Origin of the sequence: Klebsiella sp. 141162 (assembly GCF_050600755.1) — a bacterium.
Taxonomy (GTDB): Bacteria; Pseudomonadota; Gammaproteobacteria; order Enterobacterales; family Enterobacteriaceae; genus Klebsiella; species Klebsiella aerogenes.
In genome coordinates this window covers 794,667-818,016 of the sequence record NZ_JAQIRI010000001.1, presented here as the reverse complement: position 1 = coordinate 818,016, position 23,350 = coordinate 794,667, and the positions used below count along the sequence as shown (strand labels likewise).

General features: G+C 53.7%; 20 protein-coding genes. 11 read left to right on the top strand and 9 right to left on the bottom strand.

What is annotated here, in order from left to right:
- The 5 genes from PGR23_RS03830 to selD form a co-directional block, all read right to left on the bottom strand.
- Entirely contained in the window at positions 1-978 is a 978-nt protein-coding gene (locus PGR23_RS03830) for an NAD(P)H-quinone oxidoreductase (RefSeq protein ID WP_047045103.1), read from the bottom strand.
- Positions 979-1,004: 26 nt separating this feature from the next.
- The gene (gene hchA, locus PGR23_RS03825; protein WP_047045104.1) at positions 1,005-1,856 is read right to left on the bottom strand and encodes a glyoxalase III HchA; all 852 of its coding nucleotides are present in this window, start codon (positions 1,854-1,856) and stop codon (positions 1,005-1,007) included.
- A 32-nt stretch (positions 1,857-1,888) separates the two neighbouring features.
- Positions 1,889-2,608, bottom strand: coding sequence for a PA1136 family autoinducer-binding transcriptional regulator (locus PGR23_RS03820; protein WP_227508626.1), 720 nt, complete (start codon positions 2,606-2,608; stop codon positions 1,889-1,891).
- Positions 2,609-2,747: 139 nt separating this feature from the next.
- Positions 2,748-4,697: a DNA topoisomerase III gene (locus PGR23_RS03815; protein WP_015366158.1), complete on the bottom strand. Its 1,950-nt coding sequence runs from the start codon at positions 4,695-4,697 to the stop codon at positions 2,748-2,750.
- Positions 4,698-4,701: 4 nt separating this feature from the next.
- On the bottom strand, positions 4,702-5,745 hold the full coding sequence (gene selD, locus PGR23_RS03810; protein ID WP_045360482.1) for a selenide, water dikinase SelD: 1,044 nt from the start codon (positions 5,743-5,745) through the stop codon (positions 4,702-4,704).
- Positions 5,746-5,971: 226 nt separating this feature from the next.
- Here selD and phoC point away from each other — a divergent pair, with 226 nt between their 5' ends.
- Complete coding sequence (phoC, locus tag PGR23_RS03805; RefSeq protein WP_015705781.1) at positions 5,972-6,718, top strand: acid phosphatase PhoC; 747 nt, start codon at positions 5,972-5,974, stop codon at positions 6,716-6,718.
- Between the two features lie 218 nt (positions 6,719-6,936).
- On the opposite strand, the gene PGR23_RS03800 is transcribed toward phoC, so the two are convergent.
- Complete coding sequence (locus PGR23_RS03800) at positions 6,937-7,488, bottom strand: NAD(P)H nitroreductase (RefSeq protein ID WP_047045108.1); 552 nt, start codon at positions 7,486-7,488, stop codon at positions 6,937-6,939.
- 164 nt (positions 7,489-7,652) lie between these two features.
- On the opposite strand from PGR23_RS03800, the gene sppA reads away from it, so the two are divergent.
- The 4 genes from sppA to PGR23_RS03780 all read left to right on the top strand — a co-directional run bounded on the left by sppA (position 7,653) and on the right by PGR23_RS03780 (position 12,853).
- The gene (gene sppA, locus PGR23_RS03795) at positions 7,653-9,506 is read left to right on the top strand and encodes a signal peptide peptidase SppA (protein WP_015366153.1); all 1,854 of its coding nucleotides are present in this window, start codon (positions 7,653-7,655) and stop codon (positions 9,504-9,506) included.
- Between the two features lie 140 nt (positions 9,507-9,646).
- The gene (gene ansA / locus PGR23_RS03790) at positions 9,647-10,663 is read left to right on the top strand and encodes an asparaginase (protein ID WP_045393280.1); all 1,017 of its coding nucleotides are present in this window, start codon (positions 9,647-9,649) and stop codon (positions 10,661-10,663) included.
- Between the two features lie 10 nt (positions 10,664-10,673).
- On the top strand, positions 10,674-11,315 hold the full coding sequence (pncA, locus tag PGR23_RS03785) for a bifunctional nicotinamidase/pyrazinamidase (RefSeq protein ID WP_045393282.1): 642 nt from the start codon (positions 10,674-10,676) through the stop codon (positions 11,313-11,315).
- Positions 11,316-11,596: 281 nt separating this feature from the next.
- A complete protein-coding gene (locus PGR23_RS03780) occupies positions 11,597-12,853 on the top strand; it encodes a glycoside hydrolase family 18 protein (RefSeq protein ID WP_396279600.1) in 1,257 nt (418 codons plus the stop codon).
- A gap of 79 nt (positions 12,854-12,932) precedes the next feature.
- Here the strand turns inward: PGR23_RS03780 and PGR23_RS03775 are convergent, their stop codons facing one another.
- Together PGR23_RS03775 and msrB are read right to left on the bottom strand one after the other, a co-directional pair.
- Positions 12,933-13,211, bottom strand: coding sequence for a YeaC family protein (locus PGR23_RS03775; RefSeq protein ID WP_015366149.1), 279 nt, complete (start codon positions 13,209-13,211; stop codon positions 12,933-12,935).
- Between the two features lie 41 nt (positions 13,212-13,252).
- Positions 13,253-13,666, bottom strand: a complete 414-nt coding sequence (msrB, locus tag PGR23_RS03770) for a peptide-methionine (R)-S-oxide reductase MsrB (protein ID WP_045393286.1) — start codon at positions 13,664-13,666, stop codon at positions 13,253-13,255.
- Positions 13,667-14,004: 338 nt separating this feature from the next.
- Between msrB and gapA the strand changes: the two genes are divergently transcribed.
- Together gapA and PGR23_RS03760 are read left to right on the top strand one after the other, a co-directional pair.
- Complete coding sequence (gene gapA, locus PGR23_RS03765; RefSeq protein WP_004203784.1) at positions 14,005-15,000, top strand: glyceraldehyde-3-phosphate dehydrogenase; 996 nt, start codon at positions 14,005-14,007, stop codon at positions 14,998-15,000.
- 71 nt (positions 15,001-15,071) lie between these two features.
- Entirely contained in the window at positions 15,072-15,956 is an 885-nt protein-coding gene (locus tag PGR23_RS03760; protein ID WP_213797711.1) for a D-hexose-6-phosphate mutarotase, read from the top strand.
- Positions 15,957-16,288: 332 nt separating this feature from the next.
- Here the strand turns inward: PGR23_RS03760 and PGR23_RS03755 are convergent, their stop codons facing one another.
- Complete coding sequence (locus tag PGR23_RS03755) at positions 16,289-17,035, bottom strand: MipA/OmpV family protein (protein WP_045393290.1); 747 nt, start codon at positions 17,033-17,035, stop codon at positions 16,289-16,291.
- A 427-nt stretch (positions 17,036-17,462) separates the two neighbouring features.
- On the opposite strand from PGR23_RS03755, the gene yeaG reads away from it, so the two are divergent.
- The 4 genes from yeaG to dgcJ all read left to right on the top strand — a co-directional run bounded on the left by yeaG (position 17,463) and on the right by dgcJ (position 23,346).
- Complete coding sequence (gene yeaG / locus PGR23_RS03750) at positions 17,463-19,397, top strand: protein kinase YeaG (RefSeq protein WP_015366145.1); 1,935 nt, start codon at positions 17,463-17,465, stop codon at positions 19,395-19,397.
- 117 nt (positions 19,398-19,514) lie between these two features.
- Positions 19,515-20,798, top strand: coding sequence for a YeaH/YhbH family protein (locus PGR23_RS03745; RefSeq protein ID WP_015366144.1), 1,284 nt, complete (start codon positions 19,515-19,517; stop codon positions 20,796-20,798).
- A gap of 636 nt (positions 20,799-21,434) precedes the next feature.
- Positions 21,435-21,650 carry a hypothetical protein gene (locus tag PGR23_RS03740; RefSeq protein ID WP_047077931.1) on the top strand — a complete coding sequence of 72 codons (216 nt, stop codon included), beginning with the start codon at positions 21,435-21,437 and terminating at the stop codon, positions 21,648-21,650.
- Positions 21,651-21,855: 205 nt separating this feature from the next.
- Positions 21,856-23,346 carry a diguanylate cyclase DgcJ gene (gene dgcJ / locus PGR23_RS03735; RefSeq protein WP_396279599.1) on the top strand — a complete coding sequence of 497 codons (1,491 nt, stop codon included), beginning with the start codon at positions 21,856-21,858 and terminating at the stop codon, positions 23,344-23,346.
- Positions 23,347-23,350: the final 4 nt, after the last annotated feature.

The following is a 23,350-nucleotide window of genomic DNA, read 5'->3' as shown; positions in this document are numbered from 1 at the left end:
CTACTCCATGGTAATCACCACTTTCCCCAGATGATTACCGCTATCGAGGCAGGCATGCGCCTGCGCGATTTCAGCCATCGGATAGCTGGCGTAAATCAGCGGCTTACATTTACCCTGCGACAGCAGCGGCCAGACGTGGTCCTTCAACGCCTGAGCGATCTGCCTTTTTTCTTCTGCGCTTCGGCCGCGCATCGTTGAACCGGTCACGGTCGCGCGCTTGAGCATCAAGGTTTGAATATCAACATCATGGGCGATTCGCCCGCCCATAAAGCCGATAATAACCAGCCGCCCGTTTCGTTTCAGCAGTTCCAGGTTACGATTAAAATAGGGTCCACCCACGATATCGAGAATAACGTCGACGCCTTTACCATCGGTCAGCTGAGTGATTTTCTCTGCGAAATCATCGGTTTTATAATTGATGGCCGTGGCATAAGGACGCAGCGCCGCCACTTTTTCTTCCTGCCCGACGGTGGTATAGACTTTCATACCTAACTCATGACACAACAGGATCGCCGTCGTCCCGATGCCGCTGGCCCCGCCGTGAATCAGGACGCTTTCATGAGGTTGCGCCCGGCCCATCTGAAACAGGTTCACCCACACGGTGAAGAAAGTTTCAGGTATCGCCGCCGCTTCGCTAAAACTCAACCCAGGCGGTATTGGCAACGTTTGCCCCGCCGGTACCGCGCAATACTCCGCATAGCCGCCGCCGTTGGTCAGGGCGCAAACCTTATCGCCGGGATGAAAATCCGTCACCTGCGATCCTACCGCCGCGACCACCCCAGCGACTTCCAGTCCGGGTATCGGCGTTACCCCTTCCGGCATCGGATAAACGCCCTGTCGCTGTAAGATATCCGGCCGATTGACGCCAGCGGCTTTAACCTGGATCAGGACGTCGTTATCACCGACCGAGGGGATGTCGCCTTCACCAATCTGAAGAACCTCCGGGCCGCCCGGTTGACTAATTGAGATATACTTCACTGCTCCCCCTCATCATCAGATTGCTGTTACTTTGCATATTCGTCGAGCAACGCTTTTGCCGCCAACTGACCGAGCGCATTCGCCGCAAAAGGGCTGTCCCCGGTCAGTACTTTACGGTCCTGATGTACACGACCTTTAATATCGCTGTTTACGATCTCAAGCCCCATTGCTTTTAACGCTTCGCCAAAATACCAGGTCAGGTGACCGGGCATATAGCCGATATCAGGCGTTTGTTTATCGGCGGCATCCGGAAACGCGCAAATAGCATAACCGTTTAACGGATTCTCCCCCTGTCGTAACGCGAGGAACGCCGCCGGGCCGTGACAGAGCGAAATCACAAACCGATCGTGTCGTATCGCCCAGCGCAGCGTTTCGGCGACGGCTTCGCTCTCCGGCAGGCCGATAAGCGCACCGTGGCCGCCGGGAATAAATACCGCCGCATAATCGCTATCAGCATCCAGCTGCGCTACGACGTCAGAAAGGGCCAGGGGCTGGCGGAACTGCGGAAGATAACGCTCGAAGAACGGCATAATCTTTTGGTCTTCGCGCGGCATCGCCCAGTATTCAAACTTGACCATTTGCCCGGAGAGCGTCGCAATATCAAAATCGAAACCTGCGGCGTGCAGATGGTACATCGGCAGCAGCGTCTCTACCGGATGATTACCGGTCGAAAAGAGCGCGCCGTTATCGGTAGGCAGATAACGTTCATCGGCGGCGATAACCAGCACTTTCCGCCGTCCATTATAGCGCCGCGTGTAATCAGCGCCGCTGAGGTCAGACACCGGGCTGGTAAACTGGCTGAGAGAATAGGCCGAAGGAAAAAAAGCATTCTCTTCAGCATGGTCCACTTGCGGTTGTTTACTGATTTGTTCGCTCATCATCTTTTCCTTTTCATCTGCGGATATAGCGATTATTCACTGTGTGGCGGCGATATTTCACCGTTCAGCATCGCCACCTGGACGGCCTGCGCCGTGGTCACCACTCTCAGGCGACCGCGCGCATGGCGCAAATGATTCTCCACCGTACGTTCAGAGATCCCCAGCACGGCGGCAATGTCTCCCTGCCTAAGCCCTTTGGCTACCAGAGTGAGTACTTCGATTTCTCTCCGGGTCAGTACGGTTGCGTTACCTTCCTCAACAGAGCTCAACAATCTCCGCGCGCAATGAAATGCCTCTATGCCCAGTAACATCAGCAGCATTTCGGCTCGTGGAGAAGCGTCGATGGCCATGCCGCCAAGGCTCAGCGCCCCTTCAATCCCCGTGCGGCCGAAAATGGGGATCTGCATGCCATGAAGCGCGCCTTTCAAGGGAACGTCGACAATTTGATACTCACTGCTGGCCGTGTCACTACCGGTTTTTCGCCACAAAAATGGCCGGGAGGTATGGATGAAATGCTGGTTGACCGGACAGCGCTGCAGGTAGGTTTGTTCATCTACCTCATCGTCAAACCAGTGCCCTTCAATCCAGTAAATGCGTTCAATATAGGGAGTACGTAGTGGGGAAATAGAAAATAGTACGATCCGGTCATAGCCAAAAGCGGACATCACGTTTCTGACGTGTCGTTGCAGTTCAGCCATGGTGCTGACCGATCTGATTTTGAGGATACTGTCCATTGGATCGTTTGCCATCATCATCCCTTCTTTAACATCAATGACCCTATTTTAGAGCAGGGAGGCGGAAATGATATGCGGGAAAACCCTCAACCGGGTTAAGCGCCCTCAGGCGGAAGGGCGTTTTAGCTAAGCCCCTCCGTGGCGAGGGGCGGAGACATTATTGCGGACTTTCCGGCGCGATATCCGCCGCCGGCTTTTTGCCTTTCGGCTTACCCTTCCCTTTACTAAACGATTTTTTCGCTCCGCCTGGCGCAACCAGCCCGCGGAACTGGCGCACCGGCGTGCTCCGCGCCTGATCGATAAGCTGGAAAAGCGTCCCTACCAGCGGCTGCATAAAGTCCTGATAGCGGCACTGTTTTTCGCTGATTTGCGTCAATACCGACTCCCAATGGGCGGTCATATCCGGGCGCGCGGCCATTTCCGGCAGGGAATGGATTAGCGCCCGACCGGCGTCCGATGAGTGGATATAGCGCCCCTTTTTATTCAGGAAACCGCGCTTAAACAGCAGCTCGATAATCCCTGCACGGGTCGCTTCCGTCCCCAGACCGTCGGTTGCGCGGAGGATCTTTTTCAGTTCTTTATCCTGCACAAAGCGGGCAATACCGGTCATCGCCGACAGTAGCGTCGCGTCGGTAAAGTGGCGCGGCGGCTGGGTCTGTCGCTCCACCACTTCACCTTTTTCGCACAATAGCTCATCGCCTTTGGCGACCACCGGCAGCGGCGTACCGTCGTTCTCTTCGTCGCGCTCTTTGTTGCCAAGCAGCGCGCGCCAGCCCGCTTCGGCGAGGAAGCGCGCCTTAGCGACAAATTTGCCGTTAGCAATATCAAGGTCAATCTGGCACTTGCGGAATACCGCATCCGGGCAGAACTGCATCAGATACTGACGAGCGATCAGGTTGTACACCTTCTCTTCGTTATCGTTGAGTTTAACCTGACTGCTGCGCGCGGTCGGGATAATCGCGTGGTGCGCATCGACCTTTTTATCATCCCAGCAGCGGTTGCGGATCTCCGGATCCATCACCGGCTGCGGTAGTAGATCCGGCGCATGGACGCTAATCGCGTTCAGTACCGCATGGCGGCCAGCAAAGTGTTCTTCCGGCAGATAGCGGCTATCCGAACGCGGATAGGTAATTAGCTTATGGGTCTCATACAGCTTCTGGCAGATATCCAGCACGTTCTGCGCGCTGAAGCCGAAGCGTTTCGCCGCCTCAATCTGCAACGCCGACAGCGAAAACGGCAGCGGCGCCGGTTCGGAATCGCGTTTATCGTTATAGCCGGTTACGATTGCCGGCTGCCCTTCTATGCGTTTAACGACATGCTCGGCCAGCGGACGATGCAGTAAACGCCCCTCTTCATCCTGATAGGGTTCGCAGGCTTCGCTTGGCACCCAGGTGGCGATAAACCGCTCGTCTTGCGGCGTGACAATATGCGCTTTGACGTCAAAGAAATCTTTGGCGACGAAGTTTTCAATCTCTTCATCGCGACGGACTACCAGCCCCAATACCGGCGTCTGTACGCGGCCAACCGACAACACTCCCTGATAGCCGGCATTACGCCCGAGAATGGTGTAGGCGCGGGTCATGTTGATGCCATACAGCCAGTCGGCGCGAGCGCGGGCCAGCGCCGACACGCACAGCGGGACAAACTCGCTATTCGCGCGCAGGCGGTTAATCGCCCGTTCAACCGCCTGTGGGTTAAGGTCGTTAATCAGGCAACGCTGCACCTGCTGGCGCTTTTCCGGCGCCAGCTGCAGGTAGTCCAGCACTTCATCGACCAGCAGTTGCCCTTCTCTATCCGGGTCACCCGCATGAACCACTTCCTGCGCCTCGCCAAGCAAGCGCTTGATGACGTTCAGCTGTTTTGTGACCGACGGTTTTGGTTGTAGTTGCCACTTTTCCGGAACGATGGGCAGGTCGAGCAGATTCCAGCGCGCATAGCGGCCGTCGTAAACATCCGGCTGCGCCTGCTCCAGCAGGTGGCCGATACACCAGGTGACCACCTGCCCGTTGCCGCACTCAATAAAACCATCGCCTTTGCGATGCGGTTTTGGCAACACATCGGCGATAGCGCGACCGAGACTCGGTTTTTCTGCAATAAACAACCGCATCTAATCAACGGATCTCGATCATTGGACGCCCGCCGCGGGCGGTTACCAGCTCGCCAATGGCGGCAAGCTTGATGCCAAATTCCGCGGCAGCGGCCTGGACTTCGGCTTCAGCTTCCGGCGTTACCGCCAGCAGCAGGCCGCCGGAAGTTTGCGGATCGCACAGCAGATCGCGCCATTCCGCCGGCATCTCGCCCATCAAATGACCGTAGCTGGCAAAGTTGCGCCCGGTGCCGCCCGGCACCGCTCCGGCGGCGATATAGGCTTCAACGCCCGGCAGTTTCGGGATATCGGCGTAATTTAGCTGCGCCTGAACGCCCGCGCCGCGGCAGACTTCGCTAAGATGCCCCAGCAGGCCGAAACCGGTGACGTCCGTCATCGCTTTTACCCCTTCGATATTGGCAAATGCGGCGCCGGCAAGGTTCATCTGGCACATGGTTTCCGTCGCCAGCCCCTGGTGTTCCGGCTTCAGCAACGATTTCTTCTCGGCGGTAGTCAGCACGCCAATGCCCAGTGGTTTGGTCAGATACAGCTTACAGCCCGCCTGCGCGGTGCTGTTTTTCTTGATACGTTCGGTTGGTACCACGCCGGTCACCGCGAGCCCGAAAATCGGTTCCGGCGCATCGATGGAGTGACCGCCCGCTAGCGCAATTCCGGCCTGCTGGCAGGCAAAACGCCCGCCTTCAACCACTTCGCGAGCAATCTCCGGCGCCAGCGTGTTGATTGGCCAGCCAAGTATCGCAATCGCCATAATCGGTTTGCCGCCCATGGCGAAAATGTCGCTGATGGCGTTAGTCGCCGCGATACGGCCAAAATCAAAAGGATTATCGACGATCGGCATGAAAAAATCGGTGGTGCTGATGATCGACGTCCCGTTACCCAGATCGTAGACCGCCGCATCATCGCTGGTTTCGTTGCCGACAAGCAGGTTCGGGTCGACAAACTTCGCCTGCTCGCTATGCAGAATGGTTTCCAGCACTTTGGGGGAAATTTTACAACCGCAACCGGCTCCGTGGCTGTATTGCGTTAAACGAATAGCTTGCTCGCTCATGGACATCTCCTGTCATTGCAATCCCGCTATGGTAGCGCCCAAACGGCAAGGTGATAAGTGCGACAGTCCGAAATCGCGAGTGGTTGCTCATTAAGCAGACAAATATGCGTTTTTGCGATACCGAACAATTTTTTCAATGTGATTTTAACTTTTACTTACAGATGACAAAAATGTGACTAAAAACAAAACCATTGTTCTGGACATATAACACCGTAAGGAAATGTAGATGAAAAAGCGCGTTCTCGCCCTCTGCCTCGCCAGCCTGTTTTCCGTTAACGCTTTCGCACTGGTCCCTGCCGGCAACGATGCGACAACCAAACCCGATCTCTATTATCTGAAAAATGCCCAGGCCATCGATAGCCTGGCGCTGTTGCCGCCGCCGCCGGAAGTTGGCAGTATCGCATTTTTAAACGATCAGGCGATGTATGAGAAAGGACGGCTGCTGCGCAATACCGAACGCGGTAAACTGGCGGCTGAAGATGCCAACCTTAGCGCCGGCGGCGTGGCGAATGCCTTCTCCAGCGCCTTTGGTTCGCCCATCACCGAAAAAGACGCGCCGCAGCTGCATAAGCTGCTGACGAATATGATTGAGGATGCCGGCGATCTGGCCACCCGCAGCGCGAAAGAAAAATATATGCGCATTCGCCCGTTTGCGTTCTACGGCGTCTCAACCTGTAACACCACCGAGCAGGACAAGCTGTCGAAAAACGGCTCTTATCCTTCCGGTCACACCTCAATCGGTTGGGCAACCGCGCTGGTACTGGCGGAGATCAACCCGCAACGACAAAACGAAATTCTCAAGCGCGGCTATGAGCTGGGCGAAAGCCGGGTTATCTGCGGCTATCATTGGCAGAGCGACGTCGATGCGGCGCGTATTGTCGGCTCGGCGGTAGTGGCGACCCTGCATACCAATCCGGCTTTCCAGCAGCAGTTGCAGAAAGCCAAAGATGAATTCGCCAAAACGCAGAAGTAACGTCATCGCCCTTGCATTCCCGGAGGCGGCGCGCTGCGCCTTCTCCGGGCTACCAAGTCGCAAAGCGCTGTAGCCCCGGTAAGCAGCAGCGCCACCGGGGATTTTGAGCTCACCAGCACCATTAGTTTCAGCCAGCGTGATGAATACATTAACGGCAGGCCGCACGCCCCGTAGGCCGGGTAAGGCGCCAGCCGCCACCCGGCGTAACAAGCGTTGACTCAGAAGCGCGTGACGAACGGCGCGGTATCCGGTCGCGCAAACGTGGTTGCTGCTTTTAACTGCGGCGTGCCGAGGTAAAGGAAACCGACAATTTTGTCCTGCTCGCGGCAGCCAAAGCCTTCGCGGACAACCGGACTCTCGGTTAACGCGCCGCTACGCCAGATACCGTTAAAGCCCTGCGCCACTGCGGCCATTTGCATCGCCATCACCGCGCATCCGGCGGACATCTCCTGTTCCCACTGCGGCACCTTCGGATGCTCTTCGCAGCGCGCGACCACCGCGATAATCAACGGTGCGCGAAACGGCGCATTGCGTGCTTTTTCAATGGCTTTTTCATCCTGCCCGGCGGCCATCGCCCCTTTTTCCAGCAGTTGACTAAAGCGTTCGCGACCATCATCGGCAATAATAAAGAACCGCCACGGCTGTAACGTACCGTGATCCGGCGCGCGCATCCCCGCATGAAGGATATTTTCCAGCTGTTCGCCAGCCGGAGCCGGGTCGGTCAGGCGCGACGCGCTGCGGCGATTTACCAGTAGTTCGAGAGCATCCATCTGTGTAACTCCTGTGATGTCATTTTGCATAAAATTAACATGCGCATGGATTTTGTTACAGCCCGATGGGTGATTCCTGCTGACAAGCGTCGGCACTCTCTTTAGGATAGCCAGACGCGGCAGCCCCTGCGGCTGACCCATCATCAAAATATTAGGGAGAATACATGCGAACCCTTTGGCGATTTCTTGCCGGATTTTTTAAATGGACATGGCGAATACTCAATTTCATTCGCCAATTCGCGCTGAACCTGGTGTTCCTGGTTTTAGTGCTGATTTGCGTCGGCATCTGGGCACAGTTTAGCAGCAGCACCGCGGAACATACCGCACGCGGCGCGCTGCTGATGGACATCACCGGCGTGGTCGTTGATAAGCCTTCCGCCAGCAGCAAGCTCGGGGTCATCGGCCGCCAGCTGTTCGGCGCCAGTTCCGATCGTCTGCAGGAGAACTCACTGTTCGATATCGTACAGACGATTCGCCAGGCGAAAGACGACCGTAATATCACCGGTATCGTACTGGATCTGAAAAACTTCGTCGGCGGCGATCAGCCTTCGATGCAGTACATCGGTAAAGCGCTACGCGAGTTCCGCGACAGCGGTAAACCGGTATATGCCGTCGGCAGCAGCTACACCCAGGGGCAATACTACCTGGCGAGCTTCGCCAATAAAATTTGGCTCTCGCCGCAGGGTGAAGTCGACCTGCACGGTTTTGCCACCAACGGTCTGTACTACAAATCGCTGCTGGATAAACTGAAAGTCTCGACCCACGTTTTCCGCGTCGGTACCTACAAATCCGCCGTCGAGCCGTTTATTCGCGACGACATGTCGCCGGCTGCGCGTGAAGCGGACAGCCGTTGGATCGGCGAACTGTGGCAGAACTATCTCAACACTATTGCCGCTAACCGCCAGATCACCGCGCAGCAGCTGTTCCCCGGCGCTCAGGGCGTGATCGACGGCCTGCGTAAAGTCGATGGCGATACCGCGAAATACGCGCTGGATAACAAGCTGGTCGACGAGCTGGCCACCTCGACGGAAGTGGAAAAGGCGCTGACTAAGCAGTTTGGCTGGAGCAAAGCGGATAACAACTATCGCGCCATCAGCTACTACGATTACAACGTCAAAGCGCCTGCTGAACAGGGTTCAGCGGTCGCGGTTATCTTTGCGAACGGCGCCATCATGGATGGTGAAGAAACGCCGGGTAACGTCGGCGGCGATACCACCGCGGCGCAAATCCGCGACGCGCGCCTGGATCCGAAAGTGAAAGCGATCGTTCTGCGCGTCAACAGTCCTGGCGGCAGCGTCAGCGCCTCGGAGGTCATCCGCGAAGAACTGGCGGCGGCGAAAGCGGCGGGTAAACCGGTGGTGGTCTCAATGGGCGGCATGGCGGCATCCGGCGGTTACTGGATCTCCACCCCTGCGGATTACATCGTGGCGAACCCGAGCACCCTTACCGGCTCCATCGGTATCTTTGGCGTGATTAACACGGTGGAAAATACGCTCGGTTCAATTGGCGTCCATACCGATGGCGTCGCCACCTCGCCGTTGGCCGATGTCTCAACCACCAAATCGCTGCCGCCGGAAGTGCAGCAGTTAATACAGCTGAGCATCGAAAACGGCTATAAGCGCTTTATCACCCTGGTGGCTAACGCGCGTAAGAGCACGCCGGAGAAGATTGACCAAATCGCGCAAGGCCACGTCTGGACCGGTGAAGACGCCAAGGCCAACGGTCTGGTGGATAGCCTCGGCGATTTCGACGACGCGGTGGCGAAAGCCGCGGAGCTGGCGAAACTGAAACAGTGGCATATCACCTGGTATCAGGAAGAACCAACGTTCTTCGCGATGGTGATGGATAGCCTGACCGGTTCAGTGCGCGCGGCTCTGCCGGCCGCCATCCAGGCATACCTGCCTGCGCCGGTTGCGGCAGCCGCGGACGTTGTGAAAACGGAAAGCGATAAACTGGCGGCATTTAACGATCCGCAGAATCGCTATGCCTTCTGTCTGACCTGCGCCAATATTCGTTAATCCCCCGTCTGCCCCCGCCGTGGGGCAGCGTTTCAACAACATTAAATTCAAGCGCTTCTCTGCAACTCCCAGGGTTAGCGCTTTATTTTTTTGCCTGCCACTTTATACTGCGCCTGTTCACATCCAACCTAAGCGATGCTATGCAAAAGAAATCGATTTACGTTGCCTACACCGGTGGGACCATCGGTATGCAGCGCTCCGATCACGGTTATATCCCCGTTTCCGGCCACCTGCAGCGCCAGCTGGCGCTGATGCCCGAGTTCCACCGCCCGGAGATGCCGGACTTCACTATTCATGAATATGCGCCGTTGATGGATTCGTCTGATATGACGCCGGAAGACTGGCAGCATATCGCTGACGATATTCGCGACCACTACGACCAATACGATGGCTTTGTTATCCTGCACGGCACCGATACCATGGCCTTCACCGCTTCGGCGCTGTCGTTCATGCTGGAGAACTTAGGTAAGCCGGTGATTGTGACAGGGTCACAAATCCCGCTAGCCGAGCTGCGTTCCGATGGGCAAATCAATTTGCTCAATGCGCTGTACGTCGCCGCCAACTATCCCATCAACGAAGTTTCGCTGTTCTTCAATAATCGTTTGTATCGCGGCAACCGCACGACTAAGGCCCACGCAGACGGTTTTGATGCCTTTGCTTCGCCAAACCTCGCGCCACTGCTGGAGGCCGGCATCCATATCCGCCGTCTCGGTACCCCGCCGGCGCCGCACGGAAATGGCGAGCTGATCGTTCACCCAATTACGCCGCAGCCGATCGGCGTGGTTACCATCTATCCGGGGATTTCTGCCGATGTGGTGCGTAACTTCCTGCGTCAGCCGGTGAAAGCGCTGATCCTGCGCTCTTATGGCGTAGGCAATGCGCCGCAGAACGGCGAGTTTATTCAGGTCCTGGCGGAAGCCAGCCAGCGCGGTATCGTGGTGGTGAATCTGACGCAATGCATGTCGGGTAAGGTGAATATGGGCGGCTACGCCACCGGCAACGCACTGGCGCAGGCCGGTGTCATTAGCGGTTTTGATATGACCGTGGAAGCGACGCTGACCAAGCTACACTATCTGCTCAGTCAGAACCTTGATGGTGCGGCCATTCGAAACGCCATGCAGCAAAACCTGCGCGGCGAGCTGACCCCCGATGAATAAGGAGCATGCTATGAGCCACCGCGCACTGCTATTGGTCGACCTGCAAAACGATTTCTGCGCCGGCGGCGCGCTAGCCGTCCCCGAAGGCGATAGCACCATTGATATCGCAAATCAGCTGATCGACTGGAGCCTGGCGCGCGGCGACGCCATCATCGCAAGCCAGGACTGGCATCCGGCCAACCACGGCAGCTTTGCCAGCCAGCATCAGGCAGAACCCTATGCCCAGGGCGAGCTTGATGGCCTGCCGCAGACTTTCTGGCCCGATCACTGCGTGCAGCATAGCGATGGCGCCGCGCTGCACCCGTTACTGAAACAGCAGGCCATCAACGCCGTGTTTCATAAAGGGCAAAACCCGGCAATCGACAGCTACAGCGCGTTTTTCGACAACGGTCACCGGCAGAAAACCGAACTGGATGGCTGGCTACGCGCGCACGGCGTGACGGAGCTGAACATTCTTGGCCTCGCGACGGATTACTGCGTTAAATTTACCGTGCTCGATGCGCTGGATTTGGGCTACACCGTTAACGTTATCACCGACGGCTGTCGCGGTGTCAACCTGCAGCCGCAGGACAGCGCCGTTGCCTTTATGGACATGGCCGCCGCCGGAGCCACGCTCTACACCCTTGATGACTGGCTGGAAACCCAGCCCTGACCTCACGCCGGGCGGTATTTACCGCCTCGTTGACCTCGATAAATTGAGCTGTCTCGCAGTTTCCCTGGATAAGGGCTGATACTGTGGGCAGGCTGTTTTTTCGCCACGCCATTTCCGTGGCGTGTGCTTATTTATACCCTAAATAATTCAAGTTGTAGAAAGGCGGCAAGGGCGCGAATCCCCAGGAGCATAGATAACTATGTGACTGGGGTGAGTGCACGCTGCCAACGCATCTGCAGCTTGAAGTATGACGGGTATATCATTGTCAAAGAGGAACTCCGATGAAACTTTTGCCCTTGCTGGCAGCATTACCCCTGCTCTGCGCCTCTGTCGTTTCCGCGCAATCTTACATGTCGGTCGGCTACTTTAACGGCGGCGGCGACGTCACCGCAGGCCCCGGCGGCGATATCGACAAGCTTGATGTCCGACAAATAACCCATCTTAACTACTCGTTCGGCCTTATCTACAACGATGAAAAAGACGAGACCAACGACGCGCTGAAAGATCCTGACCATCTCCATCAAATCTGGCTGTCGCCGAAAGTACAGGCGGATTTACAAAAAGTGCCGGCGCTACGTCAGCAAAACCCGGATCTAAAAGTCCTGCTCTCCGTCGGCGGCTGGGGCGCGCGTGGATTTTCCGGCGCGGCAGCCACGCCGGAAAGCCGGGCGGTGTTTATTCGTTCGGTTCAGCAGGTCATTAACCAGTATGGCCTTGATGGCATCGATCTTGACTGGGAATTTCCGGTTAACGGCGCCTGGGGATTAGTGGCTAGCCAACCGGCGGATCGCGATAACTTTACCGCGTTGCTTAAAGAACTGCGTGCCGCCGTTGGCACTAAGAAACTGGTGACCATCGCCGTGGGCGCTAATGTTGAAAGTCCAAAAAGCTGGGTCGACGTGAAAGCGGTCGCCCCGCAGCTGGATTACATCAATCTGATGACCTACGACATGGCCTACGGCACGCAATATTTCAACTCCAATCTGTATGACTCCCGCCACTGGCCGACGGCGGCCGCAGCGGATAAATACAGCGCCGATTTTGTGGTTAATAACTATCTGGCTGCTGGTCTCAAACCCAGCCAAATGAATCTCGGTATTGGTTTCTATGGCCGGGTACCGAAACGTGCCGTCGAGCCAGGCATCGACTGGAGTAAGCCGGATGCGCAGAAAAACCCGGCCACCCAACCTTACTTCGGGGCGCAGCAAATCGAGTTGTTTAAATCGCTGGGTTATGACCTGAGCAAAGATACCTATGTGAAATACAACGATATTGTCGCCAAACTACTAAACGATCCGCAGAAACGCTTTACTGAGCATTGGGATGATGAAGCGAAGGTGCCGTGGTTATCGGTAAAATCAACCGATGGCAAAGCGCTATTCGCCCTGTCCTACGAGAACCCTCGTTCGGTGGCGATCAAAGCCGATTACATCAAGAGCAAAGGGTTAGCGGGCGGCATGTTCTGGGAATATGGCGCAGATGATAAAAACCAGCTTGCCCGACAGCTGGCCGAGTCGCTAGGTATCAAGACGCAGTAAAGCGCGAGCCCCGGAAGCACGACGCGACCGGGGTGACTTAAAGAGCCGCCCGGTTAAACCGGGCGTTCAGTGCAGCAGATTACTGCGGTTTGAACGTCGCAATCGGCTTCGGCACGATTCCGAAATCCTCTTTCAATTGCTGTTTGCTCTTCATCACCATCTGACCGTTGGTGTCGATGGTCATATGCTGCGCATCCGTGTTGTTGCGCGCCTGCCACAACATCACCAGCTGCATGCTGTTTTCTTTTTGTTCCGGGGTCAGCGCAACGCCGTCCGGCCATTTTCCTAACTCCACCGCGGTGGCTAAACGTTGGTACAGTTCCGGCGTCATACTGGCAATAATTTGCTCGATATCCATCTTCTGCTCATCCGACTTGGAATAATTTGCTGAATCGTTTCTTAGCCTTTGGTTCGCTCGCCGTTTTGGTCATCGGTGAAGCTTAATGAGGCCGAATTGACGCAAAAACGCTCGCCGGTCGGCTGCGGGCCATCCGGGAAGACATGCCCCAGGTGCGCATCGCAATTGCCACAGCGAATTTCCGTACGCTGCATACCGTGGGAGTAATCATTGAGATAACGAATCGCGTCGTCGCTCACCGGCTCATAGAAGCTCGGCCAGCCACAGCCGGAGTCATACTTGGATTGTGAGTGAAACAGCGGCGCATCGCAGACCAGGCAGTGGTAGATGCCGTCTTTTTTGTTATGCAGCAACCGACCGGTAAACGGCGGTTCGGTACCGTGATTCTGCGTCACATAAAACTGCATCTCGCTCAATTCTTGTTTGAGCTCGTCAGGAGATGGTTTATTAGCCATGTGATTACTTCTCGCTTTGAAAGGGCAACTTTACCCGTCGATTCTAACAAAACATTAACAATGAAACCTGTACTTTTGTTCTAAACTTATCCGATGCCATCAGGCAGCCAGATAATTGTGATACTAATCACATTTTTATCTTATATGACCTTTAAAATTCCGGACGCAGTCCCCATATGGAATTGGGCTCAAAGGGAGAGTGAGGCAAATCAATCGCGCAAAGGTCTGCTCAGGATTGATTTGTCGCAATGATTGACACGATTCCGCTTGACGCTGCGTAAGGTTTTTGTAATTTTACAGGCAACCTTTTATTCACTAACAAATAGCTGGTGGAATATATGACTATCAAAGTAGGTATCAACGGTTTTGGCCGTATCGGTCGCATTGTTTTCCGTGCTGCTCAGAAACGTTCTGACATCGAGATCGTTGCAATCAACGACCTGTTAGACGCAGAGTACATGGCTTACATGCTGAAGTATGACTCCACTCACGGTCGTTTCGACGGCACCGTTGAAGTGAAAGACGGTCATCTGGTCGTTAACGGTAAAAAAATCCGTGTTACCGCTGAACGTGACCCGGCTAACCTGAAATGGGACGAAGTTGGTGTTGACGTTGTTGCTGAAGCAACCGGTATCTTCCTGACCGACGAAACCGCTCGTAAACACATCACCGCTGGCGCGAAAAAAGTCGTTCTGACTGGCCCGTCCAAAGACAACACTCCGATGTTCGTTCGCGGCGCTAACTTCGACACTTACGCAGGCCAGGACATCGTTTCTAACGCATCCTGCACCACTAACTGCCTGGCTCCGCTGGCTAAAGTTATCAACGACAACTTCGGTATCGTTGAAGGCCTGATGACCACCGTTCACGCTACCACCGCAACTCAGAAAACCGTTGATGGCCCGTCTCACAAAGACTGGCGCGGCGGCCGCGGCGCAGCTCAGAACATCATCCCGTCCTCTACCGGCGCTGCTAAAGCTGTAGGTAAAGTACTGCCAGAACTGAACGGCAAACTGACCGGTATGGCGTTCCGCGTTCCGACTCCGAACGTATCCGTTGTTGACCTGACCGTTCGTCTGGAAAAAGCAGCGTCCTACGAAGAAATCAAGAAAGCAATCAAAGCGGCTTCTGAAGGCGCAATGAAAGGCGTTCTGGGTTACACCGAAGACGACGTTGTATCTACCGATTTCAACGGCGAAGTTTGCACTTCCGTGTTCGATGCTAAAGCTGGTATCGCACTGAACGACAACTTCGTGAAACTGGTTTCCTGGTACGACAACGAAACTGGTTACTCCAACAAAGTTCTGGACCTGATTGCTCACATCTCCAAATAAGTTGAGATGAACAAGTAATTAATAAGAGCGGCTTCGGTCGCTCTTTTTTTTGCCTGAAAGAGGATGGCGTAATGATTAATAAAATTTTTGCTCTCCCGGTGATTGAACAACTTTCTCCTGCTTTATCCCGCCGCCAGCTGGACGATCTTGAACTTATCGTCGTTGACCACCCGCAGGTAAAAGCTTCCGTCGCCCTACAGGGCGCTCACCTGCTCTCCTGGCAACCGGCCGGTGAAGAAGAAGTTTTGTGGTTGAGCAACAATACCCCATTTAAAAGCGGCGTCGCCCTGCGCGGTGGCGTACCCATCTGCTGGCCGTGGTTCGGCCCATCAGCGCAACAGGGGCTGCCGTCGCACGGTTTCGCACGTAACCTGCCGTGGGCGCTAAAATGCCAGGACGAAGATGAAAACGGCGTGATGCTGACCTTCGAACTGCAGAGCAGTGACGAAACCCGCAAATACTGGCCGCACGACTTCACGCTGTATGCGCGCTTCAAGCTGGGTAAGACCTGCGAGATCGAACTGGAAGCCCACGGCGAGTTTGAAACCACTTCTGCCCTGCACACCTATTTCAACGTTGGCGATATCGCGGCGGTGAAAGTTAGCGGCCTTGGCGATCGCTATGTTGATAAAGTGCTGAATGCCGAAGAAGGCGTGCTGAAAGACGGCATCCAGACCTTCCCTGACCGTACCGACCGCGTTTATCTGAACGCCGAAGCCTGCAGCGTGATTCATGATGATGTCCTGAAGCGCAACATCGATGTGGTCCATCGCCACCACGGTAACGTCGTTGCCTGGAACCCGGGCCCGGCGCTTTCCGTCAGCATGGGCGATATGCCGGATGATGGCTACAAAACTTTCGTTTGCGTCGAAACCTGCTGCGTGACCGTGCCGCAGAAAGCCAGCGAAGAGAAACCCACCCGCCTGGCGCAGACCATTCGCGTCGTGAAGCGTTAATCAACGCGCAAACCCTGTACGAAAACGCCCGATAACCGTCGGGCGTGAGCGGGTAGCCTATGTGCGCCTGATGGCGCTTCGCTTATCAGGCCTACTTTAATGGGGCGACAGGGGGCGGCCAGTCGCCACCAACACCGGCAGTGTCAGTAACCATAGGTACGAGATAGAGATTTAAGCTCACAATGGCACGGACCGTAGGCCGGATAAGGCGTAGCCGCCACCCGGCATAAACGCGAATTGTCGTGGGAGTTCGCCACTTTCGCGCCACCGTATAGCAAAACAGGGCATAACGCCCTGTTTTGATGCACAAAAAAGTCTGTCGTAGTGCGCTGTTAGAAGGAGTAGGTAATCCCGGTCGAAATCAGGCCGCTCCAGGATTTGTCCACCATCGGGCTATCGGTGATTTCGTCAGACAAACGAGTGTAGCGGGCGATACCGTAAACGCTCCAGTCGCCGAGGAAACGATAGTTCGCCGCCAGCTCCAGATACGGGTTCCAGCTGCTGTCAGGATCGTAGCTGCGCATGCCGCTGCGATTAGACTCATGCTTCGAGACGCCGTAGTAGTATTCGTTTTGATTATCGCTGTTCCACTCCACGCCAATACCCGGCGTCAGGGTCAGGTTGCCGTTGGTATAACGGTACAGCCAGGCCAGATCCCAGGTGATACCGTTGCTGTTGTCCAGCGTATCACCGGCAAGCGTCGTACGCAGGAATCCGTACTGAGTGTTATGAACGTAGCTCAAACCCGCCATCATGGTGGATTTGCGGCGGTCCAGCTTGCGCATCTGCGAATTGTCGCTGTCGCCCGGCTTGAAATACATCGGCGACCAGTAAGCGGTCACGGACAGTTTGTCGTTGGTATCATTCCACAGGTAGTAACCACCACCCAAACCGTGGAACCAGAAATTATCACTTTCATAACTAATGACAGGTACCGGATAAACATCTGCATCATATTGTTTATAAGGATGCTCGACGACGCCCACGCCGGCCCCCAGCGTTAACTTCCCGTCAGCGTGCGCTGCGCTAGCTGACGTCGCGATGAACACACCCAGTGCCAGAAGTTTGATTTTAGTCACGATCCATATTCCTGTTGTCAAATAATTAGCGCGTGCAGTTTAACGTCGTAGAGGTCATGCCTCAAATGCTTTACTTGCTCTTACACTAAACCGAACAATTTCCCACTGCTTGATGACCGCCCTCTTGCAACTTCATGACGCATTGATGAACGGCTTTGGCAAGATATGCGAAAAATTGCCTGGTTTCCGGATGAGTTATTGATATGTCATTGAAATTGAGTTTTAGCGGCATGCAAGTTTTCTAAATGCATCTACGCTTAAATTTAGAAGGTGTAGTCGCAGAGCACGTTATCCAAATCGCTTCTGTAACCTGGCACGAGGGTTGCTGAGAAGTGAAGGATGTCGTTCAGCCTGCTCCTTCCGGGGGCCCCTACTATTCATATGAACGGCTCTCAACCTGTGCTAAAAAACGAAAGGACGGCATGCCATGAATATATTCGATCACTATCGCCAGCGCTATGAAGCTGCCAAGGACGAAGAGTTCACACTGCAGGAGTTTCTTACCATCTGCCGGCAAGATCGCAGTGCTTATGCCAACGCGGCTGAGCGGCTATTGACGGCCATTGGTGAACCAGTCATGGTCGATACGGCCCTGGAGCCGCGGCTGTCCCGCCTCTTTTCAAACCGGGTTGTTGCACGCTATCCGGCGTTTGAAGAGTTTTATGGTATGGAAGATGCCATCGAGCAGATTGTTTCCTATCTGAAACATGCTGCGCAGGGTCTGGAAGAGAAAAAACAGATTCTGTATCTGCTGGGGCCGGTCGGCGGTGGTAAGTCCTCGCTGGCGGAACGACTGAAATCGCTGATGCAGCGAGTGCCAATCTATGTACTGAGCGCCAACGGCGAACGCAGCCCGGTCAACGATCATCCGCTGTGCCTGTTTAACCCGCAGGAGGACGCGCAGATCCTCAACAAAGAATACGGTATTCCTAACCGTTATCTCGGCACAATTATGTCGCCATGGGCGGCGAAACGCCTGCACGAGTTCGGCGGTGATATCACTAAATTCCGCGTCGTGAAAGTGTGGCCGTCAATCCTCGAACAGATTGCCATCGCCAAAACGGAACCCGGTGATGAAAATAACCAGGATATTTCGGCGCTGGTGGGGAAAGTGGATATCCGTAAACTGGAACACTATGCGCAAAACGACCCGGATGCCTATGGTTACTCCGGCGCGCTGTGCCGCGCCAACCAGGGGATCATGGAATTCGTCGAGATGTTTAAAGCGCCGATTAAGGTACTGCACCCACTGCTGACGGCGACCCAGGAAGGCAACTATAACGGTACCGAGGGGATCTCCGCCCTGCCGTTCAACGGCATTATCCTCGCGCACTCCAACGAATCCGAGTGGGTAACCTTCCGTAATAACAAAAACAACGAGGCGTTCCTTGACCGTGTCTATATCGTCAAAGTGCCTTATTGCCTGCGCATCTCGGAAGAGATCCGTATTTATGAAAAACTGTTGAATAACAGTGAGCTGACCCATGCGCCATGCGCCCCAGGAACGCTTGAAACGCTGTCGCGCTTCTCTATTCTGTCGCGCCTGAAAGAGCCGGAAAACTCGAGCATCTACTCGAAGATGCGCGTCTATGACGGCGAAAGCCTGAAAGATACCGACCCGAAAGCGAAATCCTACCAGGAGTATCGTGATTACGCCGGCGTCGACGAAGGGATGAACGGTCTCTCTACCCGTTTTGCCTTTAAAATTCTCTCAAGGGTGTTTAACTTCGATCATGCCGAAGTGGCGGCCAACCCGGTCCATCTGTTCTACGTGCTGGAACAGCAAATCGAACGCGAACAGTTCCCGCAAGAGCAGGCCGAACGTTATCTGGAATTCCTTAAAGGCTATCTGATCCCGAAATACGCCGAGTTTATCGGCAAAGAGATCCAGACGGCGTATCTTGAGTCTTATTCCGAATATGGACAGAACATTTTTGACAGATATGTCACTTATGCGGATTTCTGGATTCAGGATCAGGAGTACCGCGATCCGGATACCGGGCAATTGTTTGACCGTGAATCGCTGAATTCGGAACTGGAGAAAATCGAGAAGCCTGCGGGGATCAGCAACCCGAAAGATTTCCGTAATGAAATCGTCAACTTCGTGCTGCGCGCCAGAGCGAATAACAGCGGACGTAATCCGAACTGGACCAGCTATGAAAAACTGCGCACGGTTATTGAGAAGAAAATGTTCTCCAATACCGAGGAGCTGTTGCCGGTCATTTCGTTCAATGCCAAAACGTCTACCGACGAGCAGAAAAAACACGACGACTTTGTCGATCGCATGATGGAAAAAGGCTATACCCGTAAACAGGTGCGCCTGCTGTGCGAATGGTACCTGCGGGTACGTAAATCGTCCTGATAGCGACAAACCCGGTAGCCGCGGCTGCCGGGTTTCAGCACCACGGCTCGTATAATGAAAGACATCTACCCTAATCAACATCAGGGTACAGTTGGCAAATGCAGTACAGGAGGGCATATGACCTGGTTCATAGACCGACGCCTGAACGGGAAGAACAAAAGCGCTGTCAATCGTCAGCGCTTTCTGCGCCGTTACAAGGCGCAGATAAAGCAGTCGATCTCCGAAGCCATCAATAAACGTTCGGTGACCGATATCGACAGCGGTGAGTCTGTCTCTATTCCGACGGACGATATTAACGAGCCGATGTTTCATCAGGGGCGCGGCGGGCTACGTAATCGCGTCCATCCCGGCAACGATCACTTTGTGCAGAATGACCGCATTGAACGCCCTCAGGGCGGCGGCGGCGGAGGCGGCGGTGGTCAGGGGCAAGCCAGCGCCGATGGCGAGGGCCAGGATGAATTCGTCTTTCAGATTTCCAAAGATGAATATCTTGACCTGCTGTTTGAAGATCTGGCCCTTCCCAACCTGAAGAAAAACCAGCAACGCCAGTTGAACGAGTTCAAAACCCATCGTGCGGGTTTTACCGCCAACGGCGTGCCGGCCAATATCAGCGTGGTGCGCTCGCTACAGAATTCGCTGGCGCGGCGAACCGCGATGACCGCCGGTAAACGGCGCGAACTGCGGGCGCTGGAAGACGATCTCGATACCATTGCCAAAAGCGAACCAGCGCAGTTGCTGGAAGAGGAGCGGCTACGTAAAGAGATTGCTGAACTGCGGGCTAAAATTGAGCGCGTGCCGTTTATCGACACCTTTGATTTACGCTATAAAAACTATGAGAAACGACCGGAGCCTTCAAGCCAGGCGGTGATGTTCTGCCTGATGGATGTTTCTGGTTCAATGGACCAGTCCACAAAAGACATGGCGAAACGTTTTTACATTCTGCTGTATTTGTTCCTCAGCCGGACCTATAAAAACGTTGAGGTGGTCTATATTCGCCACCACACCCAGGCGAAAGAGGTGGATGAACATGAGTTTTTCTATTCCCAGGAGACCGGCGGCACGATCGTTTCAAGCGCCTTAAAGCTGATGGATGAGGTTGTTAAAGCCCGCTATGACCCGGCGCAGTGGAATATTTACGCCGCGCAGGCGTCGGATGGCGATAACTGGGCGGACGACTCGCCGCTGTGTCATGAACTGCTGGCGAAGAAAATATTGCCGGTAGTTCGTTACTACAGCTATATCGAAATCACCCGCCGCGCCCACCAGACGCTGTGGCGCGAGTATGAGCATCTGCAGGCGACGTTTGAGAATTTTGCAATGCAGCATATTCGCGATCAGGAAGATATTTACCCGGTCTTCCGCGAGCTGTTCCATAAACAAGGCGCCACCAGTAATACTTAGTCTCATAAATCAGCCAGATAAATACCCATTCTGGCTGATTTATCTGTCACGAAAACACATTGCCAGGCAGATTCTGGCTCCGTACATTTACATTTTGATAATTGCCGAATTAATCCTTTACGCATCGGGCCTCCGGACGGCTAAAATAAAGGTTGCACTATTTTTTCTACTATGCGTTAATGGTTACGTCGATTTGAAAGACAGAAATATATTACCCAAGCAGTTACTCACACCTCCAGGCGCTATCGCTGATACCACCTTTCCTGAGTCTCTCCAATAGTATTAAGATTCTTCTGCAAATCAAATCCTGTATGCTTTGATACATTAAAAACTGGATAGAAGATGACTAATAAGAGTAATGGCTTAGTAAGACGGTTAAACGCTGGCTGAATTTGATGCGAACTTCTGATTTACGATAACGATGACGGCCTTGACCTGAGTAGATAAATAAGAAGCATCTCATTCAAATCAACACAAAATGGCATAAATTGATAACATAATTTGTCAGGCATGCTATTTTTAGTAGTAACGCAAACGATATTTCCGTTTTGCAGTTCAGCCCATCAGAAATTTACATATTCATCTGTGGGTCAGTGACAAAATGTAAAAAACATAATAATATAAAAGGATAAAATTATGATTAACAATATTCATTTCCGATGCCCGTGCTGCCATGGGTCACAGTACAGAACCTCACATTTTGATGTGAGCGAAAAAAACCCCTTCGGCGCGAAATGCATTTTTTGCAAATCCGACATGGTGACTTTTGACAATATCGAATCTATCGATGTTTATCAGCCTGTCATGTCACAAGTCGCCGGAAGCAAAATGTTTGCCTCCGCCGCCTCATGAGTGGCCTTTGGCCAGTCCTGCGCACTCTTCAGACACGCGTCATGAAGAGTGCCGCATTTTAGTTAGTCTGCCCTGCCTCGTTCTCCACACCTACACTATCTGTCAGCATAGTTAATCTGACCAGCCGTTCGTTCACCCACGCTCTGGTAGCCTGTTTATCCACTATGATAAAATCAGCTAAACGGGTAAGACGAATCCAAACATCATGAAATTACAGAATAAATTACTGCGACATGTTATTTCCGCAGGCGTTGTGGTGTTGACGTCTTCATTTCTTGTATACGAATTAATCGCTACCCATCGCGATATGTCAGGCTATATGCGATACATCATAGAAAAAGGAGAATCGACCTTTCTCTATGATAAGTATCAGAATCAACTCATCATCTCTCAATTTCTGCGCAAACTGGATACTCCCCCAAATCAAACGGAGCTAGAGCAGGTCTGCAATAGCGTACAACACAACGGGGATGTCAGTGGTTTGAATATCGCCGGATATACCTATCCCCAACTGCATGGCACGCTAAGCGCCGCGCATGCCGACTGCCGCAAGTGGCGTGGCGATATTCCTGCGCTCCAGGCATTCGATCGCGCGGTTGCCAGGAATGATAGCTGGCAGCCAGAGGTTCCTGCGACGCTCAAATCAGAAAAACGCTTTCGCTATTACATAGATCTGGTAAATAAATATATCTATTTTTATGCACCCGTCAGAATTAAAAGCAATCCGATACAGAACTGGAATTTTCTTCAGGACAGTAAACTGGGTATTAGCCAGGCCAGCCTCGATGGTTTAGAACAGGGTCGCTCGCTCATCTCAACCGTGTATGTTGATGCGATGACGGGAAAGAATATTTTATCGTTTTTAACGCCGGTGTATTTCAAGGATAAGCTAAAAGGCGTAGTGATGGTCGATGTGACCGCGCAAGAGATTGAGGCGTTGTTATATACCAGCGACCGGCCTTTAGTGTGGCGCTATCTGGATATTACCTTGAAGGATTCCGATACCGGCGCCCTCATTGAGGTACATCATAGTAAAACACATCTGTTGAATTACGCCCATTACACCCATCAGGTGGCAGAAAACTTACGGATAAGCTTATCTCTTGATATTATGTATTTTCTGCTCAGTTCGTGGAAACTCTTCCTGTTTTATTTACTCTCTACCGCCGCGTTACTGCATCTGGTGCGGGTTCATTTCCGCCTTTATAACTCGGTATCGAAAGAGAATATCAGCGATACCATGACCGGCCTTTATAATCGTAAGATCCTTACCCCGATGCTGGAGTCGCGCCTGCAACGGCTTACCGCGCAAGGGGTTAACGTGGTAACGATAGCGCTTGACTGCGATGGACTGAAAAAGATCAACGATACCTGGGGGCATAACGCCGGCGACGAAGCGATTATTCTTCTGGCGCGGGCTATTTCCGCTTCCATTCGTAGCAGCGATTATGGCGTGCGCTTAGGAGGCGATGAGTTCTTTCTAATTCTGATCGATTATCCGCACGATGAAGCGGAAAATATCCCGGCGAAGATCCGGCAATATCTGGCGATTCATGACCATCAACAGCGCGTCGATTTTTCCTGGGGCGGGGAACATCTCGCGCCAGAACAATCACTCAGCGACGCAATGAAAGCTGCCGATGCGCGCCTGTATATGAACAAAAAGCAGAAAAAAAGCCCCGACCTTCGCAGATAAGTTT